24 protein-coding genes are annotated in these 26,769 nt (G+C 71.7%); 15 read left to right on the forward strand and 9 right to left on the reverse strand.

Annotated elements, in window-relative coordinates:
- The first annotated feature begins 114 nt into the window (after positions 1–114).
- The gene (locus ACLQ2X_RS27015; RefSeq protein WP_425683896.1) at positions 115–1,110 is read left to right on the forward strand and encodes an alpha/beta hydrolase; all 996 of its coding nucleotides are present in this window, start codon (positions 115–117) and stop codon (positions 1,108–1,110) included.
- Between the two features lie 196 nt (positions 1,111–1,306).
- Positions 1,307–1,726 (forward strand): PPOX class F420-dependent oxidoreductase, encoded by a 420-nt coding sequence (locus tag ACLQ2X_RS27020; RefSeq protein WP_425683897.1) that lies wholly within the window; start codon positions 1,307–1,309, stop codon positions 1,724–1,726.
- Between the two features lie 45 nt (positions 1,727–1,771).
- Here ACLQ2X_RS27020 and ACLQ2X_RS27025 read toward each other — a convergent pair whose 3' ends face one another.
- The 8 genes from ACLQ2X_RS27025 to ACLQ2X_RS27060 all read right to left on the reverse strand — a co-directional run bounded on the left by ACLQ2X_RS27025 (position 1,772) and on the right by ACLQ2X_RS27060 (position 9,717).
- Positions 1,772–2,644, reverse strand: coding sequence for an IclR family transcriptional regulator (locus ACLQ2X_RS27025; protein WP_425683898.1), 873 nt, complete (start codon positions 2,642–2,644; stop codon positions 1,772–1,774).
- Positions 2,645–2,703: 59 nt separating this feature from the next.
- Complete coding sequence (locus tag ACLQ2X_RS27030) at positions 2,704–4,071, reverse strand: MmgE/PrpD family protein (protein WP_425683899.1); 1,368 nt, start codon at positions 4,069–4,071, stop codon at positions 2,704–2,706.
- 3 nt (positions 4,072–4,074) lie between these two features.
- Positions 4,075–4,902, reverse strand: coding sequence for an ABC transporter permease (locus ACLQ2X_RS27035; protein ID WP_425683900.1), 828 nt, complete (start codon positions 4,900–4,902; stop codon positions 4,075–4,077).
- Entirely contained in the window at positions 4,899–5,720 is an 822-nt protein-coding gene (locus ACLQ2X_RS27040) for an ABC transporter ATP-binding protein (RefSeq protein WP_425683901.1), read from the reverse strand. The genes ACLQ2X_RS27035 and ACLQ2X_RS27040 overlap by 4 nt, the downstream gene beginning before the upstream one ends.
- Positions 5,721–5,742: 22 nt before the next feature.
- The gene (locus ACLQ2X_RS27045) at positions 5,743–6,807 is read right to left on the reverse strand and encodes an alpha-hydroxy acid oxidase (RefSeq protein WP_425683902.1); all 1,065 of its coding nucleotides are present in this window, start codon (positions 6,805–6,807) and stop codon (positions 5,743–5,745) included.
- 85 nt (positions 6,808–6,892) lie between these two features.
- On the reverse strand, positions 6,893–8,008 hold the full coding sequence (locus ACLQ2X_RS27050) for an ABC transporter substrate-binding protein (RefSeq protein ID WP_425683903.1): 1,116 nt from the start codon (positions 8,006–8,008) through the stop codon (positions 6,893–6,895).
- A 43-nt stretch (positions 8,009–8,051) separates the two neighbouring features.
- Positions 8,052–8,795: a maleate cis-trans isomerase family protein gene (locus ACLQ2X_RS27055; protein WP_425683904.1), complete on the reverse strand. Its 744-nt coding sequence runs from the start codon at positions 8,793–8,795 to the stop codon at positions 8,052–8,054.
- Positions 8,796–8,958: 163 nt separating this feature from the next.
- Positions 8,959–9,717, reverse strand: coding sequence for a maleate cis-trans isomerase family protein (locus ACLQ2X_RS27060; RefSeq protein WP_425683905.1), 759 nt, complete (start codon positions 9,715–9,717; stop codon positions 8,959–8,961).
- A 180-nt stretch (positions 9,718–9,897) separates the two neighbouring features.
- On the opposite strand from ACLQ2X_RS27060, the gene ACLQ2X_RS27065 reads away from it, so the two are divergent.
- The 13 genes from ACLQ2X_RS27065 (at position 9,898) to ACLQ2X_RS27125 (ending at position 25,091) form a co-directional block, all read left to right on the forward strand.
- The gene (locus tag ACLQ2X_RS27065; RefSeq protein WP_425683906.1) at positions 9,898–10,707 is read left to right on the forward strand and encodes a hypothetical protein; all 810 of its coding nucleotides are present in this window, start codon (positions 9,898–9,900) and stop codon (positions 10,705–10,707) included.
- Positions 10,704–11,375: a carboxymuconolactone decarboxylase family protein gene (locus ACLQ2X_RS27070; RefSeq protein ID WP_425683907.1), complete on the forward strand. Its 672-nt coding sequence runs from the start codon at positions 10,704–10,706 to the stop codon at positions 11,373–11,375. Before ACLQ2X_RS27065 ends, ACLQ2X_RS27070 begins: the two co-directional genes overlap by 4 nt.
- On the forward strand, positions 11,372–12,037 hold the full coding sequence (locus ACLQ2X_RS27075) for an SDR family NAD(P)-dependent oxidoreductase (protein ID WP_425683908.1): 666 nt from the start codon (positions 11,372–11,374) through the stop codon (positions 12,035–12,037). The genes ACLQ2X_RS27070 and ACLQ2X_RS27075 overlap by 4 nt, the downstream gene beginning before the upstream one ends.
- A 31-nt stretch (positions 12,038–12,068) precedes the next feature.
- Complete coding sequence (locus ACLQ2X_RS27080; RefSeq protein ID WP_425683909.1) at positions 12,069–13,292, forward strand: CaiB/BaiF CoA transferase family protein; 1,224 nt, start codon at positions 12,069–12,071, stop codon at positions 13,290–13,292.
- Between the two features lie 49 nt (positions 13,293–13,341).
- Positions 13,342–14,190: a cyclase family protein gene (locus ACLQ2X_RS27085; RefSeq protein WP_425683910.1), complete on the forward strand. Its 849-nt coding sequence runs from the start codon at positions 13,342–13,344 to the stop codon at positions 14,188–14,190.
- A complete protein-coding gene (locus ACLQ2X_RS27090) occupies positions 14,183–15,634 on the forward strand; it encodes an MmgE/PrpD family protein (RefSeq protein WP_425683911.1) in 1,452 nt (483 codons plus the stop codon). Before ACLQ2X_RS27085 ends, ACLQ2X_RS27090 begins: the two co-directional genes overlap by 8 nt.
- Positions 15,621–17,078 (forward strand): dihydroorotase, encoded by a 1,458-nt coding sequence (locus ACLQ2X_RS27095; RefSeq protein ID WP_425683912.1) that lies wholly within the window; start codon positions 15,621–15,623, stop codon positions 17,076–17,078. Before ACLQ2X_RS27090 ends, ACLQ2X_RS27095 begins: the two co-directional genes overlap by 14 nt.
- Before the next feature lie 13 nt (positions 17,079–17,091).
- Complete coding sequence (locus ACLQ2X_RS27100) at positions 17,092–17,943, forward strand: HpcH/HpaI aldolase/citrate lyase family protein (RefSeq protein WP_425683913.1); 852 nt, start codon at positions 17,092–17,094, stop codon at positions 17,941–17,943.
- 126 nt (positions 17,944–18,069) lie between these two features.
- Positions 18,070–19,866 (forward strand): hypothetical protein, encoded by a 1,797-nt coding sequence (locus ACLQ2X_RS27105; RefSeq protein WP_425683914.1) that lies wholly within the window; start codon positions 18,070–18,072, stop codon positions 19,864–19,866.
- Between the two features lie 9 nt (positions 19,867–19,875).
- The gene (locus ACLQ2X_RS27110; RefSeq protein WP_425683915.1) at positions 19,876–20,874 is read left to right on the forward strand and encodes a glycosyltransferase family 2 protein; all 999 of its coding nucleotides are present in this window, start codon (positions 19,876–19,878) and stop codon (positions 20,872–20,874) included.
- A 186-nt stretch (positions 20,875–21,060) separates the two neighbouring features.
- Positions 21,061–22,185: an SPFH domain-containing protein gene (locus tag ACLQ2X_RS27115; protein WP_425683931.1), complete on the forward strand. Its 1,125-nt coding sequence runs from the start codon at positions 21,061–21,063 to the stop codon at positions 22,183–22,185.
- A complete protein-coding gene (locus ACLQ2X_RS27120) occupies positions 22,182–23,273 on the forward strand; it encodes a hypothetical protein (protein WP_425683916.1) in 1,092 nt (363 codons plus the stop codon). Before ACLQ2X_RS27115 ends, ACLQ2X_RS27120 begins: the two co-directional genes overlap by 4 nt.
- Before the next feature lie 510 nt (positions 23,274–23,783).
- Positions 23,784–25,091: a cellulose binding domain-containing protein gene (locus tag ACLQ2X_RS27125; RefSeq protein WP_425683917.1), complete on the forward strand. Its 1,308-nt coding sequence runs from the start codon at positions 23,784–23,786 to the stop codon at positions 25,089–25,091.
- Here the strand turns inward: ACLQ2X_RS27125 and ACLQ2X_RS27130 are convergent.
- Entirely contained in the window at positions 25,072–26,736 is a 1,665-nt protein-coding gene (locus tag ACLQ2X_RS27130) for a hypothetical protein (protein ID WP_425683918.1), read from the reverse strand. The two genes, ACLQ2X_RS27125 and ACLQ2X_RS27130, sit on opposite strands and share 20 nt — an antisense overlap.
- Positions 26,737–26,769: the final 33 nt, after the last annotated feature.

Below are 26,769 nucleotides of genomic sequence, written 5' to 3' on the forward strand. Positions count from 1 at the left end.
GCCCTCTCCACCGGCACCACCTTCGCCCCCAGCACCAAATGGCACGACTACTTCGGCCTCAACGGCGAAACCACCCTCTGAATCCGACGGTCCATCCACCACCCAGGAGGAAAAATGTCGCACCAACCGACCGGCCCCCGACTCGTGAGCCGTCGCCGTCTGCTCACCGGCGCCGCGGCGGTCGCGGCGACCGGCGCCCTGGCCGGGGCGTTCTCCGCCCCGTCGTCGGCAAGCGCGGCCGGCAACGGGCACGGGCTGACCATCGTCGACCGCAACGAGAACGGCGGCCGCCTGCAGTACTTCCGCTTCGCGACCAACGAGATCGAGTGGGACCCCGCGGTCAACGTGCTGCTGCCCGACGGCTACCACACCAGCCGCAAGCGCTACCCGGTGCTCTATCTCCTGCACGGCGGCGCGGCGGACTTCCGCACGTTCCACATGCAGGACAACATCATCAACCTGACCGCCGGTCGGGAGATCATCGTGGTGATGCCGGACGCCTCCACCGGCTGGTACAGCAACCCGGTCAACACCAACACCGGGCCGCGCAACTGGGAAAACTTCCACATGAACCAGTTGGTGCCCTGGATCGACAGCAACTTCCGTACGTTCTCCGAGTACAACGGCCGGGCGGTGGCCGGCTTCTCGATGGGCGGCTTCGGGGCGCTCAAGTACACGGCGAAGTACTTCGGACACTTCTGCTCGGTCAGCTCCCACTCCGGCCCGGCCAGCCTCCGCCGCGACTTCGGTCTGGTCGTGCACTGGGCCAACGCCACCTCCGCCGCCCTCGACCTGGGCGGTGGCACGGTGTACGGCGCACCGCTGTGGGACGAGGCCCGGGTCAGCGCGGACAACCCGGTCCAGCGGATCGAGAGCTACCGCAACAAGCGCATCTTCCTCGTCGCCGGCACCTCGCCCGACCCGATCAACTGGTTCGACCTCGCCAACGAGACCCAGGTGCTGGCCGGGCAACGCGAGTTCCGGAGTCTGCTGGGCCGGGCCGGCATCCCGCACGAGTGGCGGGAGGTTCCGGGCGGGCACTACTTCCGGCACGAGCTGTTCATCCAGGACCTCAACGGCCGGCGCGGCCGGCTGCGTCGCGCCGGCTGAGGCACCGCACGAGCGATCTGCCGTCGGGCCCCGGACCGGTGCCGACCGGTCGGGGGCGACCGCGGCGACGGGTGCGGCCCCTTCCGGACGGGGGCAGGGGCCGCACCCGTCGCCGTCGCGGCGCGTCCGGCCGGGTACGAGCGGTGGCCCTGACCGGCCCGTACAGTGCGCAGGAGACGCCGCGAGAAGGAGTGCCATGTCGAAGCCGCCGCTGCCCGAGCCTGCCGTCGCCATGCTGCGCAAGCCGAACCCGGCGGTCATCGCCACGCTGCGCCCGGACGGGCAGCCGGTCTCCGCAGCCACCTGGTACCTGTGGGACGACGACCGTGTCCTGGTGAACATGGACGAGGGACGTCGCCGGCTGGATCACCTCCGCGCCGACCCCCGGGTCACCCTGACGGTGCTCGACGAGCAGGGCTGGTACACCCACGTGAGCCTCATCGGCCGGGTGGTCGAGCTGCGCGACGACGAGGGCCTGGTCGACATCGACCGGATCGCCCGGCACTACACCGGCAACCCGTACCCGCGACGTGACCGGGCCCGGGTCAGCGCGTGGATCCACGTCGACCGCTGGCACGGGTGGGGCGCGCTCAAGGACAACGGCCAGATCGGCTGACGGCCCGCTCGTCCGACCCGCCTCTCGGACAGTCCCGCGGCTCGGTCACACCGGGCTGCGGTAGCCGATGTCGCGGGACACGGCTCGGGCCGCCTCGGCCACCGTGGCGCCATGGCGCAGGGTGTTCTCGGCGAACCGCTCCCGGGGGCCGCACAGCGAGATCGCACCCACGACATCACCGGAGGCGCCCCGAACGGCGGCCGCCACGCTCGCCGAACCGGCTTGCCGTTCCCCGAAACTGACCGCGTAGCCCCGCTGACGAATCTCGGCGACGTCCTCCCGCAGCGCGTCGGCTGAGGTGAGCGTCCGGGGGGTGAGGCTGGCGTGCCGGTGCTGGGTGAGGAACTCCTCGACGGCCTCGTCGGGCAGCGCGGCGAGAATGGCCTTCGAGGAGGACCCGGCGTGCAACGGGTACATCCGGCCCAGGGCCACGGACATCCGCACCTCGTGCGGGGAGAGCACCTGGTCGACATAGACACGCTGCCAGCCCTGGCGGATGGACAGCGTGGCCGTCTCACCACTGACCTCGACCAGCCGCTCGAGATAGGGCCGGGCGGTCTTGGGCACGTCGAGCGTACGCAGCGCCGCCAACCCGACCGTCAACGCGCCCGGACCTAGTTGATATTGCTTCTTACCGTCGTCGAAGGCGAGGAAGGCGTCCGCCACCAGTTCCTTGAGGATCCGGTGCGCGACCGCCTTGGGAATCTCAAGATCGCGCGCGATCGCCGACACGCCCAGCGCCTCGGGCGCTCGGGAGGCCAGCAGGTTGATGATGGAAAAAGTTCTGGCCAGTCCCGATCGGGCCCGACCGGCGGCGTCGGCCCCCTCCGCCTGCAAGCCGGCCTCTCGTCGGCGCTGCGTCGGCCGGGGTCGTACGGCGGCCTCCACATCGGCCTGGGCGGCGCCCGATGAGGCCATTGGCAGGCTCCTTTACACAACGGTTGGCGTCTATGGTGCCGGTGATTGCAGCAGACACGTTAGTCGCCGGACCGGACCGCGCGCATCAGACCTTCCACATCGGTCCGCGGCAGAGCGGCGGTGCTGTCGACGAGCTGGTCCACGAGGCTCTCCGGCCACCTGCCGGTCAGCAACCGTCGCACCTTGTCGGCCACCCGGTCGAAGCCGAGAGGATTGCCGGCGTGTCCGCTCGCGGCGAGCACCTCGACCGTGGCCTCCCGGCCGTCCCGGGTCACCAGCCGGATGCGGGCGCCCAGGTGCCGGGGTGGCAGCCGGTCGAGCCGGTCGTCGACGACGAGCCGGGTCGCCGACTGCAGCCGCGCGAGTTCCGGGTCCGCGATCCGTCCCAGGTCGAGGTGCGACAGGTCGAATCCGCCGTCCCGCACCCCACAGGCGATCACGTACGGGGTGCTCATGCTCGCGGCCAACGCCGTCGTCGGATGGGGTCGACCGAGCACGTCGACCATCTCGCGGAAACCCCATCCGTCGATCTTCACGATGTCGCTCCCGGCGCAGCCGAGCTCTCGACGGGCGGCCACCGCCGCCTCCAGCGCCGCGTGGGTGGCCCCCGAGGACGGGTAGAGCTTCTGCCCCGTCTGCATCAGCATCGGCTCGCCACCCAGCCCGTCGGTGAGGCTGGCGAGATCGACCCGGTCGGAGGCCGCGGCCAGGTAACCCCGGTCGGCCGCCAGCGGTTCGTCGGTGGCCCGCAGGCCGGCGTGCGCGCCGAGCGCGGCGAGCAGCCCTTCCCGGGACGCCTGCCCGGACAGGGCGTACCAGGCGTCGGAGAAGTAGGCGGCGCCCACCACCCCGGCGGCGGCGTTGACGGCCAGACCGATGGCCGCCTGGTAGACCTCGGGGCGCCGCTCGCCGCCGACCTTGAGGCTGGCGACCGCGGCGGCGGCCGCGTTGCATCCGCCCCGTGGATGCCAACCCCTGTCGAACGCGGAGCGGCCGAGCGCGGACCCGATACGCATGGTGACCTCGTAACCGACCACCGCCGCCTCGATCAGTGCCGTGCCGGGTGCCCGCACCTCCTCGCCCCGGGCGAGCAGTGCCGGGAACGTGCCGACTCCCGGATGCCCGAGCGAACCGTGCCAGACGTCGTCGAGGTTCGGGCCGGACGAGCCGGCGACGCCGTTGAGGAACGCCGCCCGGTCGGGCGCGACGCGCAGCGCGGTGCCGACGACGGTGCTCGCACCGGTCTCGCCGCCGGCCATCCGCAGCTCGGTGGAGACCCAACGCCTGTGGTGGTCACGCGTGCTGCCGAGCACCGCCACCCCGAGGTGATCGAGCAGCAACCCGCGGACCCGTTCCACCACGTCGTCGGAGAGCGAGTCGTACCGGAGGTCGGCGGCCCAGCGGGCCAGGGCTTCGGTGGGACCCATGGCTCAGCCCTGCTTCCAGCGCGTGGCCCAGCGCTCCAGCATGATGATCATCTGGGAGAGTACGACCGACACGCAGGCGACCAGGGCAACGCCTGCCAACACGCCCGTGGTGTTGAAGAACGCCGCGGCGTTGGCGATGACGTACCCCACACCCTGGTTCGACGAGATCAGCTCGCCGACGACGGCACCGATCACCGCCTGCGGTACGGCGATGCGCAGGCCGGTCATCACCCACACGACGGCGGACGGCATGACGACACGGCGGTAGATCGTCAGCCGGTTGGCACCCATGATCCGCAGCGAGTCGATGAAGAGCGGGTCGACGTCGCGCGCACCGGTGAAGGTGTTGTAGAAGACCAGGAAGAACGAGATCAGTCCGACCAGGACGATCTTGGAGCCGAATCCGATGCCGAACCAGAGCACGAACAGTGGCGCCAGTGCCAGCTTCGGCATGCTGTAGACGACGGTGACGAACGGATTGAGTACGGCGGCCGTGGTCGGCAGCCGGCCCAGGGTGAAGCCGACGAGCACGCCGGCCAGGCCACCCACGAACAGGCCGACACCGAACTCCTGCAACGTGATGAGCAGGTGCGGCCAGATCGACCCGGTCCGGAACCACTCCATCAACTGCTGTCCCACCGCGCTCGGGGAACTGGAGAAGAACGGGTCGATCACGCGACCGGACATCAACTCCCACGAACCGAGCCAGACGATCACCACCGCGATCTGGCCGAGTGCGATCTTCACCTTGGGGTTCATCCCGCGACGTGGCGGCGGTCCGGCAGGCGGACTGGCGACCGCGCTGCGGGGCAGCGTCTCGGTCTCACTCATGACTTCGCCATCTCCTTCTCGCCGGCGTGGATCTCCCGACCGAGGTTGCGCCAGACCCGGCGACGGACCTCCTGGTATTCCGCCGTGAACTGCAGTTGCTCCAGATCACGCGGTCTCGGCAGGCCGACCTCGATGACATCGACGATGCGCGCGGGGCGGGCGCTCATCACCACGACCCGGTCGGCCAACGTGATCGCCTCGTCCATGTCGTGGGTGACGAACAGCACCGCCGCGCCGAGCTTCTCCATCAGCGACAGCAACTCGGCCTGCATCCGCAGCCGCAGGATCGCGTCGAGCGCGCCGAACGGCTCGTCGAGAAGCAGCGTCTCCGGCTCGTACACGAGTGCCTGGGCCAGGCCGACTCGCTTGCGCATGCCGCCGGAGAGGCCGGCCGGGTACGCGTTCTCGAAGCCCTTGAGACCCACCATCTCGATGTAGGTGGCGACCCGGTCCCGGCGCTCCCGGGCCGGGACGCGGCGGATCTGCAGCGGCAGTTCGATGTTCTCGGCGACCGTACGCCACGGCAGGATCGAGTCCCGCTGGGTCATGTAGCCGATGCTGGTGTTCGGGCCGTCGATCACGTTGCCCCGGTAGGCAAGCGTCCCACTGGTCGGCTCGATCAGTCCGGCCACCATGTTCAGCAGCGTGGACTTGCCGCACCCGGAGGGCCCCAGCAGGGCGACGAACTCGCCCTGCCAGAGCGTGAAGTCCACGCGGGACAAGGCGTTCACGGCGCCACGGCGCCCGTGGTAGGTCATGGAGACGCCCTCCGCCGACACGACGGCGTTGCGGGGTGCCTCCGTTTGCTCTGTGCCCATCCGAACTCTCCCGTATCCGCTGTCAGGCCGGCTGGAGCATCGAACGGTCGATGTCAGCCAGGGTGGACCGTCCGAGCAGGGCCAGCGACTTCACCATCTCCGCCGCCAGCATCTCCAGGGCCAGCCGTACGCCGTCGCGGCCCCCCGCGCAGAGCCCCATCGCGGCGAGTCGACCCACCACGACCAGGTCGGCACCGAGGGCGAGCGCCTTCAGCACGTCGGTGCCACGCCGGATGCCACCGTCGACGGCGACGCTGATCCGGCCGCCGACCGCGTCGACCACCTCCGGCAGCTGCCGGAGGGTGGCCGGAGTGCAGTCGAGCTGGCGACCGCCGTGATTGCTGACGATGACCCCGGCGGCGCCCATGTCGGCCGAGAGGATCGCGTCCTCGCCGGTCATCACGCCCTTGATCACCACCGGCAGTGAGGTCTCGCTGAGCGCCTCGGCGAGGTAGTCGAACGTCCACACCGGCTGGCTCATGGCGCGGAACTCACCGAACATCTCCTCGGCGTGGTCCACCTCGCCGTGGTAGTTGCCCCGCATGACGTCCTCGTAGATGAACTGGTTCGCCAGGTTGCGGTCGCGGTAGCCCGCGGTCGGGCAGTCCGCGGTGATGATGAGGCCGCGGTAGCCGGCCGACTCGGCCCGGCGCACCAGCCGACGGAAGTTGGCCAGGTTGCCGACCGGGTGGAGCTGGAACATCAGCGCCGACTCGGGTGCCACCTCGCGGATCTTCTCCATCGAATGCGTGGAGACGTGCGGCGCCAGGGCCAGCGCGCCGACGTCCTGCGCCGCGCCGGCCACGGCCAGTTGGCCGTCCGGGTGGAACAGCCCGTCCGCCCCGAACGGTGCGGTGGCCACCGGCATCTTCAGCGGCCATCCGAGGTAGGTCGTGGCCAGCGACGGCGGCTTGCTGCCGGTGAGGATGCGCGGTCGGAACGTCCACCTGTCGAACTCGTCGGTGTTGGCGGCGACGCTGCGCTCGGCGCCGGCGCCGCCCTCCAGGAAGTCCCACACGGCCTGGCGTGCCCCACCGCGGGCGGCGGCCTTGAGATCTCCGAAGTTCTTGATATGGGTGGAGTTCACCCCTGGTACCACAGTAGTCACGATCATCTTCCCTAGGGTGAGGAGCCGGCACCGGTCCGGCTGCGGCCGGTGCGGTCAGGTGCGGTCAGTAGGACGTGCCGACCTTGTCGAACGCCTGCTGGGCGATCTTGGCGTCCCAGGTGTCCTCGAAGCCGATCTTCCGCGCGGCGGCCGCCTCGCTGACACCACCGTTGATCTCGAAGGCGGTGACCACGAACTCCTTCGCCTGCTCGTACTGCGCGGGGGTCGGGACGATGCTGGTGCCGTAGATCGGGTAGTTCGACTCGAACGCCGTCTTGAAGACCTCGGGCTTGATGTCGGTGAAGATGCCGGCGAGCAGGTCGCGGAACTCGTCCTTCTCCGCCTGGATGAAGTTGAGGGAGCGCTGGATCGCCCGGCAGTACGAGGCGATGGCCTCCGGGTTCTTCTCCAGGAAGTCCTGCTTGCAGGAGGCCATGATGTAGGGGAAGCCCGTCAGCGACTGGACCGGGTCCTTGGACATGTCGAACAGGTACTTCATGCCGAGGTCGGAGATCGCCTGGTCGGAGATCGGCGACGAGATCGCCATGCCGTCGATCTGCTTGTTCTTCACCGCCGCCAGCATCGCCGAGCCGCCACCCTGGATCGGCACGATCTTCAGATCCTTGTTGGGGTCGAGCTTGCCCAGGTTGCTCGACACGTACCGGATCAGCAGGTCCGGGGTGCTGGCGACACCTGTGGAGGCGAGCTGCATGCCGCGCATGGCCGCGCCCCGCTGCTCCGGCGTGCTCGAGTCGGTCAGGCCCGCCTTCTCGAACGTCTCGGCGCTGACCACGATGTTGGTGGCCAGCGTGGTCACCATTCCGCAGAAGCTGATCAGCGGCTGGCCCACGGCGGTGGACTTCATCGTGTCCATCGGCGACCCGACGACGAACTCGGCGTCGCCGGCGACGACGATGTTGGCCACCACGCCCTGGCCGGCGACCTTCCCCTTCTGCTCCAGCCCTTCCTCGGCGAAGTAGCCCTTCTTCTCCGCGACGAGGAACGGCGCCCAGATGTACGAGGTGGCGGTCGACCGGATCGTGGTGAAGGGGCCGTTGGAGCCGCCTGCGGAGGCCGGGGCGTCGTCGGGGCGGGAGCAGGCGGCCAGCAGGCCGCCCGCGCCGGCCAGGGCACCGAGCCGGAGCAGGTTGCGGCGGGAAAGGGCAGTTCCGTTCGACATTGGTTACTCCCGGGGGAATGAGTACGAGGGATGAGGTGGACGCTCAGTGCCGGCCGAGGGAACCGAGGGCCGCCGGAGAGTCGCCGAGACCGGCCGCCCGGAAGGCGGCCCAGATGCTCGCCTGGTTGGCGGTGACCACGGGGATCGAAAGATCCTTCTCGAGTTCGGCGACGATCCCGAGGGTGGAGAGGTTGGTGCAACTGATGAACAGCGCCTCGGCGTCCGGGTGGACGGCGGCGCGGGCCAGCCGGTGGACGACTTCCTCGGACTGCTGCGCGATGGCCGAGACGGGGGTGCGGGCGAGCGGGAAGTTCGCGACGCGGTCGCGCAGACCGAGGCCGACGAGCTTGACCACGTCGAGGTCGTGGGCGGCGAAGAAGGCGGCCAGTCGTTGGTTGATGGTGTCGTCGTAGGGCGTGGCGACCGCGACGCGGCGGGCACCCAGGGCGCGGAGCGCCTGGACCCCGGCGCCCGACGCGGACAGCGTCGGGCAACCGACCCGCTCGGCGATCCGGTCGACCAGGTCCGCCTCGTAGTCCTGGCCGCCCACGAAGCTGCCGGAGGTGCAGCCGAACACCACGGCGTCGGCATCCAGTTCGGCGAGTTGGTCGGCGGCGCGCAGCGCGTCGTCGGCCATGGTGACCAGACCGGCCGGGTCGAGTTGCGGGATCACCATCCGCGCCGCGTGGGCGGATGCGCCGCGTGGCAGCACGGAGTTGATTTCCGGCTCCATCGTCATGTTGACATGGGGAATGATCAAGCCGATTCGGGCTCGCCAGCCGTGCATCGTCTTCACCTCCTGGCAGCCCGATTCGGGCGTCGGCTTAGGGGTGGGAAAGGACCGTTCGCCTGGGAGGAACGCCGGTCCGATTATGTATGCCGGGACGCTAATGGCTGCCCCGAGCGCCGTCAAGGGTGGAAAACAAGCTGGAACAAAGCGGCTGCCAGCCTCAGCGCCAGCGACCGATCAGGTCGTTGACCAGGCTCGATCGCGCCGCCGCGGCATCCGGGAGACGATGCAGGGCCCGATACGCGGCCGCCACCGACGAGGAGAGCACCGGCACGCCGAGTTCGTCGCCCACCTGCGCGATCGCGTCGACCGTGGGCATCCCCGTGCCGCTGAGCAGCACCACCGTGTCCGGATCCGGCCGCAGGCCACGCAGCAGGGCGGCGACCTCGGCGGGAGTGATCGCGTAGATGCCGTTCGGCGCCGGGGCCTTCTGCACACCCACCACCGTGAGCCCGGCCGCGCCCCAGTGCGCGACCGCGAGGTCGGTCAGCCAGTCCGGGTACGGGGAGACCACCAGCACCCGCGTGCGGTCCAGGTCGGCCAGGGTCTCCAGGATCGCCCGAGCCGCGGTCAGGCCGCGGCCCGCCCCCGCCGCGTCGATCGCGTCGTGCAGGTCCGCGTCGCGTTCCGGTCCCACCAGGTAGGACGAGCCGGTGCAGGCGAAATAGGTGACGTCGGGCCGGGCGGGGCGCAAGGTCTCCGCAGTCGAGGTGAGCGCGTCGTTGTAGCCCGCCAGGCGATCCGCCAGGGTGCCCGTGAGCAGCGGCAACGGCGCGATGTGCACCTCGACGTCGGCCGGGAGCAAGGCCCGCAATTCGGTCGCCACGGTCGGGTTCTCCGGCGGGACCAGCGCGGCGACACCACCGCCACCGCCCTCGCCACCCGTGGTCGCATCGACCCGGTTCGGTTCGTTGGCCATGACAGCCACCACCTTCCAGTTCGCGGGTGAATCCGCTGAGGTTCGTCCGGACCGTTGACAGCCCGGGTAGTGGCACGACAGTATCCAGATTGTTCCGCCTGGGGAACCACCGTTCGTTTGACAGGAACAGTTATTTCGGGCCGGCACCCAGGCACCCCGAGGCAAAGGTGTGCAGCCAACATGTGGAATCGCCCTGACGTCGACTTCATCTCGACCCAAGACCTGCCCTGGGCCCCGGTTCCGGGCGGTCAGTTCGGCGCCGACCACGGTGGCGGTCTGCGCAAGACGCTCTCCGTCGACGAGGAGGACGGTGCCCGTACCGAGCTGCTCGCGTTCACCAACCGGCAGCACGGCGTGCTGCGCTCCGCGTGCGACATCTTCGTGCTCACCGGCCGTGGCACGGTCAACGACCAGCCGTACGCCCCGGGCACCTACCTGCACGCCCAGGCGATGACCGAGTTCGACTGGGTGCCGGGGGTGGGCGAGACGGTGCTGTACTTCGGGCCGCACGGCGCCCCGGACTTCGCCCCCGGGCAGGGCTCGGGCGCGCTCACGGTGCTGCACGAGACCCGCGACGAGTGGGTGTCGATGGGGTGGCGCGGCGACGAGCCGCAGCCCGCCGACGTGCGGATCCGGTGGCTGCGCCGCGACGAGGCCGGCATCGTCTTCCTGGTCGGCATGCTGCCCGGCTACACGGCGATCAACGAGGAGAAGCACCCCGTCTACGAGGAGTCCTTCAAGATCGCCGGGGACCTGATGCTGGGGCGGCGTGGCGTGGTCAAGCCCGGTGGCTACTTCTTCCGCAGCCCCCAGACCTGGCACGGTCCGCTCTACAGCCGCACGGGCAACCTCTCGTTGATCCGCAAGAACGACTTCGGCAGCACCGACTACCGGGACCCGCTGCCCGGCCACGACCTCGGCAGCCTCATCCCGGCCTTCTACGACCGCGACGCCTCGATGACGCCGAGCCTCATTCCGTCGCCGCGATGAGCCGGCCGGAGCAGCCCGACCAAATCGCCCGGATCCTCGCCGAGCGGGGCTACCTGCTGTCGTACCACGAGATCTACGCCCGCACCGAGCCGGGTTTCCTCGACGCGTACACCCAGCTCTACCGCCGCTTCACCCTCGACGCGCGCTACCTCTCCGCCCGGGAGCGGGAGCTGATCTGGGTGGGTCTCCTCGTCGCCGACGAGGAGACCGTCGGCACGCTGCACGTCGAACGCGGCTACGCCGCCGGGCTGACCGCCGACGAGATGTCGCAGGCGGTCGGCGTGGCCGGAGCCGGGGCGGCGTGGCGGCCGATCTTCTTCGCCGCGCGGTCCTGGGCGCACGTGCTGCCGATGGACGGTTTCGCCAGGTACCACGCCCTGCTCGCCGCCGCCGCGCCCGACCTCTCGCCCCGCGAGGTCGACCTGATCGCGGTGGTCGTGCACGCGGCGCACCAGCAGGAGGAGCCGTTCCTGCACCACCTCGACCGGCTGTACGCCGCCGGGGCCGAGGAGCGGGACGTGGCCGAGGCGCTCAGCTACCTTCTGCTGCCGCGCGGCGCCAACGCGCTGCTCTGGGCCACCGACCGGTGGCTCACCGCCGTCGAGTCCGGCCGGCTCGCACCCACCGGCGACCTGGTCGGCGTCAACACCCGGACCCGCCGGTCATGACCGCACTGGTGGTCGGAGGGCGCGGAGCGATCGGCTCCGCCGTGGTCGACGCGCTGCGCCGCGCCGGCGAGGCGGTGCACGTCCTGGACCGGGCCGACGGCGTGGACGCCGCCGACCCGGACCAGGTCCAGGAGTTCCTGGACGCGCTTCCCGAGCCGCCGACCCGGGTGGCGCACGTGGCCGGCTCGGTCGGCTACGGCGGCCTGCTGGACGTCTCGCCCGAGCAGTGGCGCACGGTCCTCGACGACAACCTCACCAGCGCGTACACCGTGGTCCGGGCGGCGCTGCCCGGGATGCTCGCGGCCAACGGCGGCGCCATCGTGCTGACGAGTTCGGTAAACGGACGGCACGGCGGCAACGCCCTGTCCGGGCCGGCCTACGCGGCGGCGAAGGCCGGCGTGCTGGCGCTGACCCGCAACATCGCCAGGGAGTTCGGGGGCCGGGGCGTCCGGGCCAACGCGGTCGCGCCCGGCCCCGTCCACTCGGCGATGACCGAGCGCCTGTCCGCCGGGGAGATGTCGGACCTGGTGGCCCAGGTGCCACTCGGACGCGCGGCCCAGCCGGCGGAGATCGCCGAGACGATCGCGTTCCTGCTCAGCGAGCGGGCGAGCTATGTCAACGGCGCGACGGTCGACGTCAACGGCGGGCTGTGGACGGGATGACCCGGACCGCACGAACGAGAAAGGACCAGCGGTGACTGAACCGAACACGCCTGCGGATCGACTCGGCCCGTTGCACGGCATCCGCGTGCTCGACGTCTCGACGATCCTGGCGGGGCCGCTCTGCTGCCAACTACTCGGCGACTACGGCGCCGACGTCATCAAGATCGAGCACCCCGTCGCCGGGGACAGCATGCGCGGCCACGGCGAGGCCAAGGACGGCGTGCCGCTGTGGTGGAAGGAGATCTCGCGCAACAAGCGCACTGTCGGGCTCAGCCTGTCCGACCCGGACGGCGCGGCGCTGTTCCTGCGGCTCGCCGCCACCGCCGACGTGGTGGTGGAGAACTTCCGCCCCGGGACGCTGGAGCGGTGGGGCGTCGGCCCGGAACAACTGCACGAGGTCAACCCGGGCCTGGTGATCGTCCGGATCAGCGGCTTCGGCCAGACCGGCCCCTACGCCGCCCGGCCGGGTTTCGGCACGCTGGCCGAGGCGATGAGCGGGTTCGCGCACCTGACCGGCGAGGCGGACGGCCCGCCGACGCTTCCCGCGTTCGGCCTGGCGGACAGCATCTGCGGCATCGCCGCTTCCTCGGCGACGGTCATGGCCCTCTACGCGCGCCGCGACGGCGACGGCCGCGGCCAGGTCGTCGACCTCAGTCTGCTGGAACCCATCATGGCCGCGGTGGGCCCCGGACCGACCGTCTACGACCAGCTCGGCATCGTCGGGCAGCGACACGGCAACCGGTCGTCCAACAACGCGCCGCGCAACACCTACCGGACCTCCGACGGGCGTTGGGTGGCCGTGTCCACCAGCGCCCAGGCCATCGCCGAGCGGGTGCTCCGACTGGTCGGGCATCCGGAGGTCGTCGACGAGCCGTGGTTCCGCTCCGGCCGCGAGCGGGCCGCGCACGCCGACCTGCTGGACGAGTACGTGGGCGGGTGGATCGGTGAGCGCACCCGCGCCGAGGTGATCCGGGAGTTCGGCGCGGCCGGTGCGGCGGTCGCGCCGGTCTACGACGCGCGGGACCTGGTCGAGGACGAACACGTGCGAGCCACCGACATGATCACGACGGTGACGGACGCGGATCTGGGTCCGGTCCGCATGCACAACGTGATGTGGCGGATGTCGGACACGCCCGGACGGATCCGGTTCACCGGACGATCCCTCGGCGCCGACACCGATGAGCTGCTCGTCGACGAACTGGGCTGCACACCCGAGTTCCTGGCCACGTTGCGCGCACGCAAGGTCGTCGCCTGACCGCCCCCTCTGGTCGGTCGACCGATTCGAAAAGAGTGAGGAACAACCCGTGACACCCCCAATCCAAGCTCCTGCCACCGATCCGCTGCTGACGGCCGTCCGCCGGGGGGTGGACGTCTACGACCTCGGACGCCCGCTCTCCGTCGGCATGCCGCAGTCCCCCAACCATCCGGCCTACTGGCACAGCCTCCCCCGGCGGCACGGCGACATGGTCCGATCCGACGGCGGCTCCGCCGCGAACGACATGATCACCATGGGCACGCACGTGGGTACGCACATCGACGCGCTCGCCCACGTGTCACACCGGGGACGACTCCACGGCGGGGCGGACGCGGTCGAGGCCGGTCGGGGCGGCCGGTACGTGGAGCTGGGCGCGCACACCATCGCGCCGATGGTGCGTCGTGGCGTGCTGCTCGACGTACCCCGGGCCATCGGCGCCGGTGCGGGATGCCCGGCCGGCTACGAGATCACCCCGGAGGACCTCGCCGCCACCGAGGCGGCCCAGGGCACCCCGATCGGGGAAGGCGACGTGGTCCTGGTGCGCAGCGGCTGGGGTCGCTTCTTCGAGCACGCCGACCGCACCGTCTACATGGGACTGGAATCGGGCGTCCCGGGTGTGGGTGAGGCCGGTGCGAAGTGGCTGGCCGACCACGCGGTGCACGCCGTAGGGGCCGACACCATCGCGTTCGAGCAGCTACGCCCGGGTGCGGCGCACAGCGTGCTGCCGGCGCACCGGGTGCTCCTGGTCGAGCACGGGATCTACATCATCGAGGCGATGGCGCTGGAGGAGATCGCCGCCGCCGGCGTACACGAGTTCACCCTGGTGCTGGCGCCGCTGCCCCTGTTCGGCGCGACCGGCTCGCCGGTCCGCCCGCTGGCGGTGGTCGGCCATGGCTGAGCCCACCGCCGCCGAAAGGCTCGCCGCGTTCGCGGCGGCCACCACGCACACCAACCTGCCCGACGACGTGCGGCACAGCGTCCGGCAGCGGGTGCTGGACGTGCTGGGCCTCTGCGTCGCCGCGTACCGCCTGCCGACGAGCACCGCGGCGGTCGGCTTCGTGGCCGACCAGGGCGGTCGGCCCGAGGCGCACGTGGTCGGCTTGGCCGACGCGGTGCCGGCCCCGCAGGCCGCCTTCGCCAACGGGGTGCTGGCGCACTCGCTCGACTACGACGACACGCACCTCCCCTCGGTGCTCCACCCGAGCGCCGGCGTGGTGCCGGCGGCGCTCGCGGCGGCACAGGCGGCGGGCGCCACCGGCGGGCAACTGACCGCCGCGGTCGCGGTCGGCCTGGAGGTGGCCGTCCGGCTCGGCATGGCCGGCTACGACCGCGAACTTGGCAACTCGGTCTTCTTCGAGCACGGGCAGCACGCCACCTCCATCTGCGGGGCGATGGGTGGTGCCGCCTCGGCGGCGCTGCTGTTCGGCCTCGGCGCCGAGGGAGTCACCCACGCCCTCGGCCTGACCGCCTCGTTCGCCTCCGGCATCATCGAGGCGAACCGGACCGGGGGCACCGTGAAACGGCTGCACTGCGGCTGGGCGGCGCACTCCGCGGTCACCGCGGCGCAGCTCGTCGGTCGTGGCTTCACCGGCCCACCCACCGTCCTGGAGGGACGGTTCGGCTTCTTCCACGCGTTCCTGCGCGACGAGGTGGACCTCGACCAGGTCACCGACGGGCTGGGCGAACGCTGGTCGGTGCCGGACATCTTCTTCAAGCCGTATCCGGCGAACCACTTCACCCACGCGGCGATCGACGCCGGGCTGCGCCTGCGGGAACGGGGCCTGCCGACGGATCGGATCACCCGCATCGAGCTGCGGGTGCCGGCGGCGGTGATCCGCACCATCGGCCAGCCGATCGAGGTCAAACGCGCACCGGAAACCGGCTACCAGGCCCAGTTCTCCGGGCCGTACGCCGTCGTCGCCGGCCTGCTCGGCGGCTCCGGGCTCGGTGTCGGGCTGAGCGACTACAGCGACGAACTGGCCCGCGACCCCCGCCGCCGCGCGCTGATGGCAACCGTCGACGTGCTTCCCGACGAGCGCTGCGACGCGATCTTCCCCTACCAGTTCCCGGCGATCGTGACGGTGCGTACCGACGACGGCCGGGAGTGGACCGAGGAGGTGCTGGCGAACCGCGGCGGACCGCAGCATCCGCTCAGCAACGACGAACTCGCGGTCAAGTTCCGGGAGAACGTCGCCGGCCGCCTCGGCGACGACGACGCACGCCGGGTCGAGGACCTGGTGCTGCGCCTCGACGAACTCGACTCCGTCGACGAGATTCCACGCACCCTGTCCCGCCTGGCTTCCGGCTCGCCCACCAACGGAGGAACCCATGACGTCCTTTGACATCCTCGTGACGAACGTTCGTGTCGTGCGGCACGCCTGGACCCAGCCGCGACAGGTGGACATCGCCGTCCGCGACGGCCGCGTCGTCCAGGTCGCCGCCGGAATCGACCCGGCGCTGGCCCGGACCGTGGTCGACGGCGGCGGCAAGCTCGCCTTCCCCGGTGTAGTGGACGCCCACCAGCACTGGGGCATCTACAACCCGCTGGAGCGCGACGCGGCCTCGGAGAGCCGGGCCTGCGCCCAGGGCGGGGTGACCTCCGCCATCACGTACATGCGCACCGGGCAGTACTACCTCAACCGGGGTGGCGCGTACGCCGACTTCTTCCCCGACGTGCTGGCCGCCGCCGACGGACGCTCCTACGTGGACTACGCGTTCCACCTCGCGCCCATGTCGAAGCAGCACATCGCGGAGATCCCCGAGCTGGTCGAGCGGCACGGGGTCACCTCGTTCAAGGTGTTCATGTTCTACGGCAGCCACGGACTGCACGGGCGGTCGGCGGACCAGAGCCAGTTCCTGATGATCCCGGAGGGCGAGCGGTACGACTACGCGCACTTCGAGTTCGTCATGCGCGGTGTCCAGGCGGCCCGCGAACGATTCCCGGAGTTGGCCGACGAGATCTCGCTGTCGTTGCACTGCGAGACCGCCGAGATCATGAACGCCTACACCCGGATGGTCGAGGAGGAGGGCGCGCTGTCCGGGCTCGCCGCCTACCACGCCTCCCGGCCGCCCCACTCGGAAGGGCTCGCGGTCAGCATCGCCGCGTACCTGGCCCACGAGACCGGCCTGCCGACGATCAACCTGCTGCACCTCACCTCCCACAAGGCGGTCGACGCCGCTCTGCGGATGTCGCAGGCCTTCCCGCACATCGACTTCCGCCGCGAGGTCACCATCGGGCACCTGCTGGCCGACGTCGACACCGCGACCCTGGGCGCCAAGGTGAACCCGCCGATCCGGCCCCGCGAGGACGTCGAGGCCCTGTGGGAGTACGTGCTGGACGGGAAGATCGACTGGGTGGTCAGTGACCACGCCTGCTGCCGCGACGAGGTGAAGTTCGGCGACCCCCGTGACGACGTGTTCGTCGCGAAGTCCGGATTCGGCGGCGCCGAGTACCTGCTGCCGGGCCTGATCTCGGAGGGCAACCGCCGTGGCCTCCCGTACCACCGGATCGCGGAGATGACCGCGTGGAATCCGGCCAAGCGGTTCGGGTTGCGCACCAAGGGCGACATCGCCGAGGGCTTCGACGCGGACTTCTGCCTGGTGGACGACGACCACGCCTGGACCGTCCGGGCGGCCGACTCGGAGTCGGCACAGGAGTACACCCCGTTCGAGGGCTTCAAGCTCAGCGCCAGGGTCACCGACACCTTCCTGCGCGGTGGGCGGGTCCTGGAGACGGGTGCCGTGGTCGGTGCGCCCCGCGGGCGTTACCTGTCCCGACCGGCCTGATCGGAAGGTTGCGATGACCCGCATGCCGCGCAGCTACCTGTACGCGCCCGGGAACGAGCCGAGGAAGCTCGCCCGGGCGGCGTCCGCCGACGCCGACGCCGTGATCTGCGACCTGGAGGACGCGGTCCCACCGGGCGCCAAGTCCGAAGCGCGGCAGGCGGTCGCCGCGTTCCTGGCCGATCCGTCCCGGCGCGACGGTCGGTGGTGGGTGCGGATCAACGCCGACTCGGCCACCACCGACATCACCGCGGTGGCGGGCCCGGCGCTGTGCGGCGTCGTGGTGCCGAAGGCAGAGCCCGAGCTGCTCGACGAGGTGGCGGCGGCGCTCGGGCGGGTCGAATCGGCGGGCGGGTTGACGCCGGGGAGCCTCCGGGTGCTCGCACTGCTGGAGACCGCGCGCGGCATCCTCTGCCTGGACCGGGTGGCCCGCGCACCGCGGGTCGTCCGGCTCGGCCTCGGCGAGGCGGACCTCGCCGCCGAACTGGGTCTGCGGCCGGGGCCCGACAAGGAGGAACTGTGGCCACTGCGGGCCGGCGTGGTGCTGCACTCCACCGCCGCCGGCCTCGCGCCACCGGTGGGCCCGGTCGAGACGGCGGTACGCGACACCGACCGTCTCGACCGGACCACCCGGTTGCTGCTCCGCCAGGGTTTCCGGGCCCGCACGTTGATCCATCCGGCGCAGGCGGCGGTGGTCAACGAGGTCTTCACCCCGTCCCCGCAGGAGGTCGCCGACGCCCGTGACCTGGTGGCACGTCTCGCCGACGCGGCCGAACGCGGTCTCGGCGTCGCGGTCGCCGCCGACGGCAGGATGATCGACGCCGCGGTGGCCCGCACCGCCCACGACATCCTCGCCCGCGCGGTCTGACCCGGGCCGGTCCCCCCACCTCCGGGCCGGGCGAAGGCGCGGTCGGCGGTTGACCGCGCCTTCGCCCGGACCCATCCTTCGGACAGTGGATCGACAATCCGGGCAGTATCGTGAACCATCTATCCCATGGTCACCCGGTCCACCGACGCCACGCCCGCCACCACGGACGACACCGGCCCCGAGCAACCCCCCGCCGACCGACCGTCGGGCGGGCCCGGCGGCTGGCGCCGGTTCCACCCCGAGTGGATTCTCGCCGTCCTGGGCAGCCTGCTGCTGGCGGTGGTGCTGACCTGGCCGACGATGCGGCACCCGGCGACCACCATCCCCGGCGACCTCGGCGACCCCACGTTGCAGGCGTGGCAGGTGGCCTGGTCGGGGCACGCGCTGCTCAGCAACCCCGCCGGCCTGTGGGACTCGAACACCTTCTACCCGGAGAAGTACACGTACGCCTACAGCGACACGCTGCTCGGGTACGCCCCGATCGGGATGATCGGGTCCGGTTTCGAGGCCGCCCTGATCCGCTACAACGTGCTCTACGTGCTGCTGCACGCGCTGGCCTTCCTCGGGGCGTACGCGCTGGCCCGGCAGCTCGGCGCGAACCGGTGGGGCGGCGCGGTCGCCGGGATCGCGTGGGCGTACGCGCCGTGGCGGCTGGCCCACAGCGGCCACCTGAACATCCTGTCCAGCGGGGGAATCGCGCTGGCCCTGGCGATGCTGGCCCGCGGCCACGGCTGGTCGTTGCGCCACGGCTACCGGCCGGACCGGCGGCGGCCCGGCTGGGCGCTGACCGGGTGGCTGGTCGCGGCCTGGCAGGTGACGCTCGGCTTCGGCATCGGGTTGCCGCTCGTGTACTTCCTGCTGGCCGCGGCGCTCGTCGCGGCCGGCTGCTACGGCTGGTCCTGGTGGCGGAAGCGGGAACGCCCGCCGTTCGGCCGGCGGCTGCTGCTCGCCGACCTGGTCGGCGGCGGCGCGTTCGGCGCGGTGACGGTGCTGCTCGGGCTGGTCTACCTGCGCGTGGTCGACCTCAACCCGCAGGCCGTGCGGACGTTGGACTGGACGAAGATGTTCTCCCCGCCGCTGATCGGGTTCCTCACCGCACCGGGGGACTCCTGGCTGTGGGGTGAGCGGCACGCCGCCGCCCGGGAGCAGCTGTCCTGGCCACCGGAGATGGCGCTGCTGCCCGGCATGACGCTGATCGGGTTGGCCGCCGCGGGGCTGTTCGTCTCGGCGTACCCTCTGCGGCACCGGGTCACGCTGGGGCTCGGCGTGCTCGGCACGGTGCTGCTCGGCCTGGGCGCCACCCTCGGCGGGGACGGTGATCCCGGCTACCTCACGTTGTCCACGCTCCTGCCCGGCTGGGACGCGTTGCGCACGCCGGGCCGGATGATGCACTGGACCAGCCTGCTGCTGGCGCTGCTGGCCGCCGGGCTGGTGACCGCGCTCGCCGAGTCGTGGAGCCGGAACGGGGCGGCGGCGGCCCGCCGCTGGACGGCGGTGGTCGCCCCGCTGGTGCTGCTGGTGCCGCTGGCCCTGGTCACCGCGGAGGGCGTCAACCGGACCCCGCACCCGACCGTGCCGACGCCACCGGCGGCGATGACCACGGCGCGGGAGCCGATGCTGGTGCTGCCCGCCGGTGGCGTGGGCGACCTGACGTACATGTTGTGGAGCACCGACGGGTTCCCCCGGATCACCAACGGGCTGGGTGGTTTCGAGCCGGTCAGCCAGGCGCAGACCCGGGTCGCGGTGGCGTCGTTCCCCGACGCTGGCAGCGTGGCCTACCTGCGGGGCATCGGCGTGCGGTCGGTGGTCGCGGTGCCGAGCCGCGCCGCGGGCACTCCGTGGGAGGGTATCGAGGCCCGGCCCGTCGACGGGTTGGGCATCACCCGGGAGGAACGCGATGGCACGCTTGTCTACCACCTCTGACCGGGTGGGGTGACGACGGTGCGGTTGTCCGTCGTGGTTCCCTGCTTCAACGAGGAAGCGTCGGTGGAGCGGTTGCACGAGACCCTCAGCGGCGCGCTCGCCGAGCTGGCCGACGTCGAGATCGAGGTGGTGTACGTCGACGACGGCAGCGAGGACGGGACCCTCGCGGCGCTGCGCCGACTCGCCGCCGCCGACCCCACCGTCCGCTACACGTCGCTGAGCCGCAACTTCGGCAAGGAGTCGGCGATGCTCGCCGGCCTGCGGCGGGCGACCGGCGACGCGGTCGTCATCATGGACGCCGACCTGCAACACCCGCCCCGGTTGCTGCCCGAGATGGTGATGCTCTACCAGCAGGGCTTCGACCAGGTGATCGCCCGCCGGGACCGGCACGGCGACCGCTTCTTCCGGATGCTCGCCTCCCGGTCCTTCTACCGCCTGGTCAACTGGTGGATCGACGTACGCCTGCTGGACGGCGCGGGCGACTTCCGGCTGCTGTCCCGGCTGGCGGTGAACGCGATCCTCGCGATGCCCGAGTACAACAGGTTCTCCAAGGGCCTGTTCTCCTGGATCGGGTTCCGGACGGTGGTGGTGGCCCACCGCAACGAGACCCGGCAGGCGGGGCGCAGCCGGTGGACGTTCGGCAAGTTGTTCAACTACGCGTTCGACGGGCTGTTGTCGTTCAACAACCGACCGTTGCGGCTGGCGATCTACGGCGGCCTGTTCCTGACCCTGATCGCCGTGGGCTACATGGCCTGGGTGGTGGCGGACGCGGTGGAGAAGGGCATCGACGTGCCCGGCTACACCACCATCATCGTCAGCGTGATCGGGCTCGGTGGCATCCAGATGATGATCCTCGGCGTGATCGGTGAGTACATCGGCCGGATCTACTACGAGACCAAGCGTCGTCCGCACTATCTGGTGCAGGAGACGGAGCAGCCGGTCACCGGGACCGGCCGGATCCCCCGGCCGCGGTCCGGCGGGGAAGCGATGTCCGGCGACACCCCCTGAGCCGACAGGTCCGCCTCGGCGGTCCGGCGGCGCCGGACCGGCCGACCGGTCGTGGCCCCTCAGCCGGTGGGCCGAGGGGTTGATCGGCGAGGGCCGATCGACCACTCGACAGACAGTTTTTGCTGGTGGCGAGCGGTTGCTATGGTCGCCGCTATGCCGCACCTCGGCGGTGGGGAAGGGGACACGATGGGGCTGATGGACAAGCTCCGGGGTGAACTTGTCGACATCGTCGAGTGGCTGGACGACAGCCGGGACACGATCGTCTGGCGGTTCCCGCGGCACCAGAACGAGATCAAGATGGGTGCCCGACTGGTAGTCCGGGAATCGCAGACGGCCGTGTTCGTCAACGAGGGGAAGATCGCCGACGCGTTCCCACCCGGCACGTACACGCTGGAGACCCGCAACCTGCCGGTCCTGTCCACCCTCAAGGGCTGGAAGTACGGCTTCAACTCGCCGTTCAAGGCCGAGGTGTACTTCGTCAACACCCGGCAGTTCACCGACATGAAGTGGGGCACCCAGAACCCGGTGATCCTGCGCGACGCCGAGTTCGGCGTGGTGCGGGTCCGGGCGTTCGGCGCCTACGCCGCCCGGGTGGTGGACGCGCAGCGGCTGCTGCGCGAGCTGGTCGGCACCGACCCGCAGTTCCGCACCGAGGAGGTGCAGGAATACCTGCGTCAGTTGATCGTGGGACGGCTGGGCGGCGCGCTGGCCACGGCGGGCGTGCCGCTGCTGGACCTGGCCGCGCACCAGGATGCGATCGGCCGGCGACTGGCCGCGGTGCTGACTGCGGAACTGGCCGACGTGGGCATCGCGATCCCCACGTTCGTCATCGAGAACGTCTCCGTGCCGCCGGAGGTGGAGAAGGCCCTCGACAAGCGCACCGGCATGGGCGCGGTCGGCGACCTGGACCGGTACACCCGCTACCAGGCGGCGAACGCGCTGGAGGCGGCGGCGAACAATCCCGGTGGCCAGGCGGGTGCCGGCGTCGGGTTGGGCATGGGCATGGCGTTGGGCCAGCAGGCGGCCCGGTCCATGGCCGGCGGGGGTGGGCAGCCGCAGCCGGCGCCCGCGCAGTCCACCGGCGCCGAGCCGCCGCCGCTGCCGAACCAGACCCAGTGGTTCCTCGGCGTCGCCGGGCAGCGGCAGGGCCCGTACGACCTCGGTGGGCTGGCCGAGCAGGTGGGCGTGGGCACGCTGGGCCCGGACACGCTGGTCTGGCGGACCGGCATGGCGCAGTGGCAGCCCGCCGGACAGGTGCCGGAGTTGGCGGCGGTGCTGGCCAGCGTCCCGCCGCCGCTGCCACCGCAGTGAGCGGAACGGCCGTCTCCCCGCCCGCGTACCGGTGCGGGGGGTGTGGAGCCCGGGTCGAGTACGCGCCTGGCACGACGGTGCTGAGCTGCCCGTACTGCGGGCACCGGCAGGAGATCGCCGGGGCCGGCCGGGAGGTGCGGGAGCACGCGTACGCGGGGCTCGCCGCCCTGCCCCGCAAGCCGGCGGCGAACGTCGGCGCCCACACGTTCGTCTGCCCGGGCTGCGGCGCCCGCACCGACAGCGACGCGCTGGCCCAGCGCTGCCAGTTCTGCACCACCCCGCTGGTGTCCGACCCGGCGGCGATCGAGCTGATCGCGCCGGAGGCGGTACTGCCGTTCGCGGTCGACCACGCGGGGGTGCGGACGGCGCTGGCGCAGTGGTGCCGCAGCCGGTGGTTCGCGCCGAACAGCCTGAAGAAGATCAGCGAGGCGGAGACGCTGCGGGGCACCTACCTGCCGCACTGGACGTTCGACGCGCGGACCGTCTCGGCCTACCAGGGCCGGCGCGGCGAGCACTACTGGGTCACCCAGACCTACACGGTGACGGTCGACGGCCGGCCGCAGACCCGCACCCGTCAGGTGCGGCACACCAGGTGGTACCCGGCCGGCGGCACGGTCCGTCGGGACTTCGACGACGTGCTGGTGCCGGCCACGACGCACCTGCCCGCACCGCAGTTGGACACGCTTGCACCGTGGCCGCTGGGCGAGGCGGTCGCCTACCACGGGGACTACCTGGCCGGATACCACGCGCTGCGGTACGACACCGAGCCCGAGTCGGGGTTGACCGAGGCGAAGTCCCGGATGGCGCCGGTCATCGAGGGGGACTGCCGCTCGGACATCGGCGGCGACGAGCAGCAGGTGTCCACGGTGGACACCACCTACTCGGACGTGACGTACAAGCTTCTCCTGCTCCCGGTGTGGATCGCCGCCTACCTGCACGCCGGCAAGTCGTACCAGGTGCTGGTCAACGCGCGCACCGGCGAGGTCATCGGCGAGCGTCCGTACAGCGCCGGGAAGATCGCGGCGGCGGTGCTGGCCGCGCTGGCGCTGGTGGCGGCGATCGTGCTGGCGTACACGCTGACACGCTGACCGCAGCCGGCGTGCGGCCCCTCCCCCGGCGTGGGTAGAGGCCGCACGCGTGCTGGCTGTGAGCGCTCACATGACAGCTCCAGGGCTCGCCCGCCTGGAAGTTTCGGCGCCACGGCGATAGTTTCGGCCGGCATCCGCGCCGGCATCACCGCTGGTCGCGCGCCATCGCGGTGGGCTTCGCCGGCACTGCGGACGCCCCGCTCCCGCATAGCGACCAGTTGAACATGTTATCGATAACCTGCTATCTTTCGGCGCGGGAGCGAAGGGCACGCTCCCGCCACCCCGGTCAACCGGCAGGGCGCTGCGTGGACACACCACCGCGCCGCCGGCCGGTCGGTGACCAGTCCGGGCCGCTCCGCCGACGCAGGCTGACCACAGGCGGCCATCGGGCGAATCCGCCCCGGCCACGTGCCCAGCTTCCCGCCCTGTACGGGCGCCCCGGCATCGACGGAGGGCCCGGGCCCCGAACCGGCTCGCCGACGGCAGACGATCAAGGGCAAGGAGCACGCAATGGTGAAACGAACACCACTCTTCTCATCCATCGCCGCTGCCGCGGTTCTCCTCGCGGCCACCACCGGCGCGGCGCTGACCGGCGGGTTCGGCGCGACGGCGGAGGCCGCCACGAACGGCACGCTCGCGGCGACCGCCGGCTGCGGCAAGGCACCCACCCTCACCAGCGGGACGCGCACCATCTCCAGCGGCGGTCAGAACCGCAGCTACATCCTGCGGATCCCGGACGGGTACGACCGCAATCACCCCTACCGGTTGATCTTCGGCTTCCACTGGCTGAACGGCTCCGCGAACAACGTCGCCTCGGCCGGCTACTACGGCCTGCTGCCGCTGTCGAACAACAGCACGATCTTCGTCGCGCCGCAGGGCATCGACGCCGGCTGGGCCAACACCAACGGCCGGGACCTGACCCTCTTCGACGACATCTCCCGGCAGGTCGAGAACGACCTCTGCGTCGACACGAGCCAGCGCTTCGCGCTCGGCTGGAGCTACGGCGGGGCGATGAGCTACGCGGTGGCCTGCGCCCGGCCGACCGTGATCCGGGCGGTCACCGTGCTGTCCGGCGCCAACCTCAGCGGCTGCAACGGCGGCACCCAGCCGGTGCCCTACTTCGGCATCCACGGCATCTACGACAGCGTGCTGAACATCTCCGCCGGCCGGTCGCTGCGGGACACGTTCGTGCGCAACAACGGCTGCACCGCGCAGAGCCCGCGCGAGCCCAGCCGCGGCAGCCTCACCCACATCACCACCACCTACTCCGGCTGCCGGGCCGGCTATCCCGTGCAGTGGGCCGCCTTCGACGGCGACCACACCCCCAGCCCGGTCGACGGCTCACCCAGCCCCAACGACTCCCGGACGTGGACCTCGGCGGAGATCTGGCGGTTCTTCAGCCAGTTCGAGTCCACCACCACGCCGCCGCCCACCACCGCACCGCCGACGAGCCCGCCGCCCACCACCCCGCCGCCCACCACCGCACCGCCCACCACCCCGCCGCCGACCGGCCCCGGCGCCTGCGCCGCCACCTACCGCACCGTCAACACCTGGCCCGGCGGCTTCCAGGCCGAGGTGACCGTGGCCAACACCGGCACCGCCCCGATCACCGGCTGGACCGTACGGCTGACCCTCGCCGGGGGTCAGGCGATCAGCAGCCTCTGGAGCGGCGTCAACACGGGCACCACCGGCACCGTCAGCGTCCAGAACGCCCCCTACAACGGGTCGGTGGCACCGAACACCTCCACCACCTTCGGGTTCACCGCCACCGGTGACGGCACCACGCCGGCCGGCAACCTCAGCTGCGCCAGCTCCTGAGCCAGGACGTCGGGCCCGGAGCCTTTCCGGGCCCGGCGGACTGCTGGGGCCCGGCGGACTGCTGGGGCGGGCCGGCCGGCCCCGCGTCGGTCAACCACTGCGCGAGCTGCCGGCCGACCTCCGCGTCGAGCAGCGGCGCGGCGCGGGCGGCCAACGTGTCGAGCTCGGCCCGTCGGCCGGCGTCGAGCGACAGTTCGGGTCGAGGAGCACCACGCCAGCTCGCTCGACCATGGTCGCGGACGAGCCGGGTCACCTCGGCCCGGCCGCGCTCGGCCAACCGCCCGTCCGGGTCGAGGGTGAGCGTCAACGCCGCGCGCAGCGTGGTGTCGACGTCCCGGCCGCGCAGCAGCCGGAAACCAGCCCGGCGCAGCTCCACCCGGCCGTCGGCCAGCAACTCCCACGGCAGTTCCGGCGGCAGGGCACCGGCCACCGGGAGCAGCGCGACGGTCACCTCCCGGACCACCGCCGGAGACGGATCGCGTACGAACGGGACAAGGTCCTCCGCGACGACCGCGTCCAGCAGCCGCAACGCTCGGATCGCCTGGGCGCGAATCCGGGCCTGCCCACTGTCGAGCAACCGCCGCACCAGCGGCACGTCCACGGTGGAACCGATCTCGGCGAGGCCGGCGATGGCTCCCGTGTTCGGACGTCCGCCGCCCACCTCGACGCGGTAGTGCTCGTGGGCGTCGACGCCCTGCCGCCGGGCGGCGTCCCGGGCCACCGCCCGGACCAACGGCGCGTCGTCGTCCAGCCAGGCGACGACCTCCCCGTCCTGGCCGGCGCGCAGCAGCCCGGTCAGCGCGACCACCCGCGCTTCCGGCCGGGCCGAGCGGGCCAGCCGGCGCAGCACGTCGAGCCGCCGGGTCCACACCGCCTCCCGGCCGGCCGCCTCGGCCGCCCGGGCGCGGATGCGTACGTCCGGGTCCGTCTCGGCGAACGCCACCAGCTCCGCCAGCCGCAGCCATCCCTGCGCCGCGGCGACGTCGAACAGGAACCGACGCTCCCGGCGATCGTCCGAACCGAGCAGGTCCCGCCACACCGGCTCCCGCACGGCCCACAACGCCGCCCGGACCTGGATGGCCGCGAACCCGCCGCGTGCACGGCGGCCCAGCCGCATCGTCATCGGCAACGCCACCGGCAGGTACGCCGCCGGGTCCTCGCCGAGCAGGAGCGCCAGCCCGGCACGGGCCTGGTCCCGCACCGGCCGGGCCCAGTCGGTGGTCCGCAACACCAGGAACGGCAGCACCTCGGGGTACGGCCGGTCCAGCATCGCGGCGACGGCGCGGGCCCGCACCCGCCCGTCACCGTGGGTGCTGGCCAGGGCGGCCGTCACCGCTCCCGGTGACGCACCCGACAAACGCGCCGCGACCCGCCGGGAGGCGGACTCCTGGTACGGGCCGCGCCACGGCCCGTGCCGTGCGTGCTCATCAAGTCGCACCACCAGATCCGGCGCGCGACTCACCACCGCCAACGCCGACCGGCCGACCTCCGCACCGGCGGCGTCGGCTGCAAGCAACGCGTCGAAGAGCCGGTTCGACGCGTCCCACCCGCCCAGCGGAACGTCGCCGGCCGCGACGCGGACAGCTTCCAGCGGCCCGTCCGTCGCCGGCGGCGGGACCGGGCCGCCCTGCCTCCCTCTCGCCATCCGGCCATCCTGCCGGACGGCCGCACGCGGTTC

This window comes from Micromonospora sp. DT31, from assembly GCF_049841795.1.
In the GTDB taxonomy this organism is placed as follows: Bacteria; Actinomycetota; Actinomycetes; order Mycobacteriales; family Micromonosporaceae; genus Micromonospora.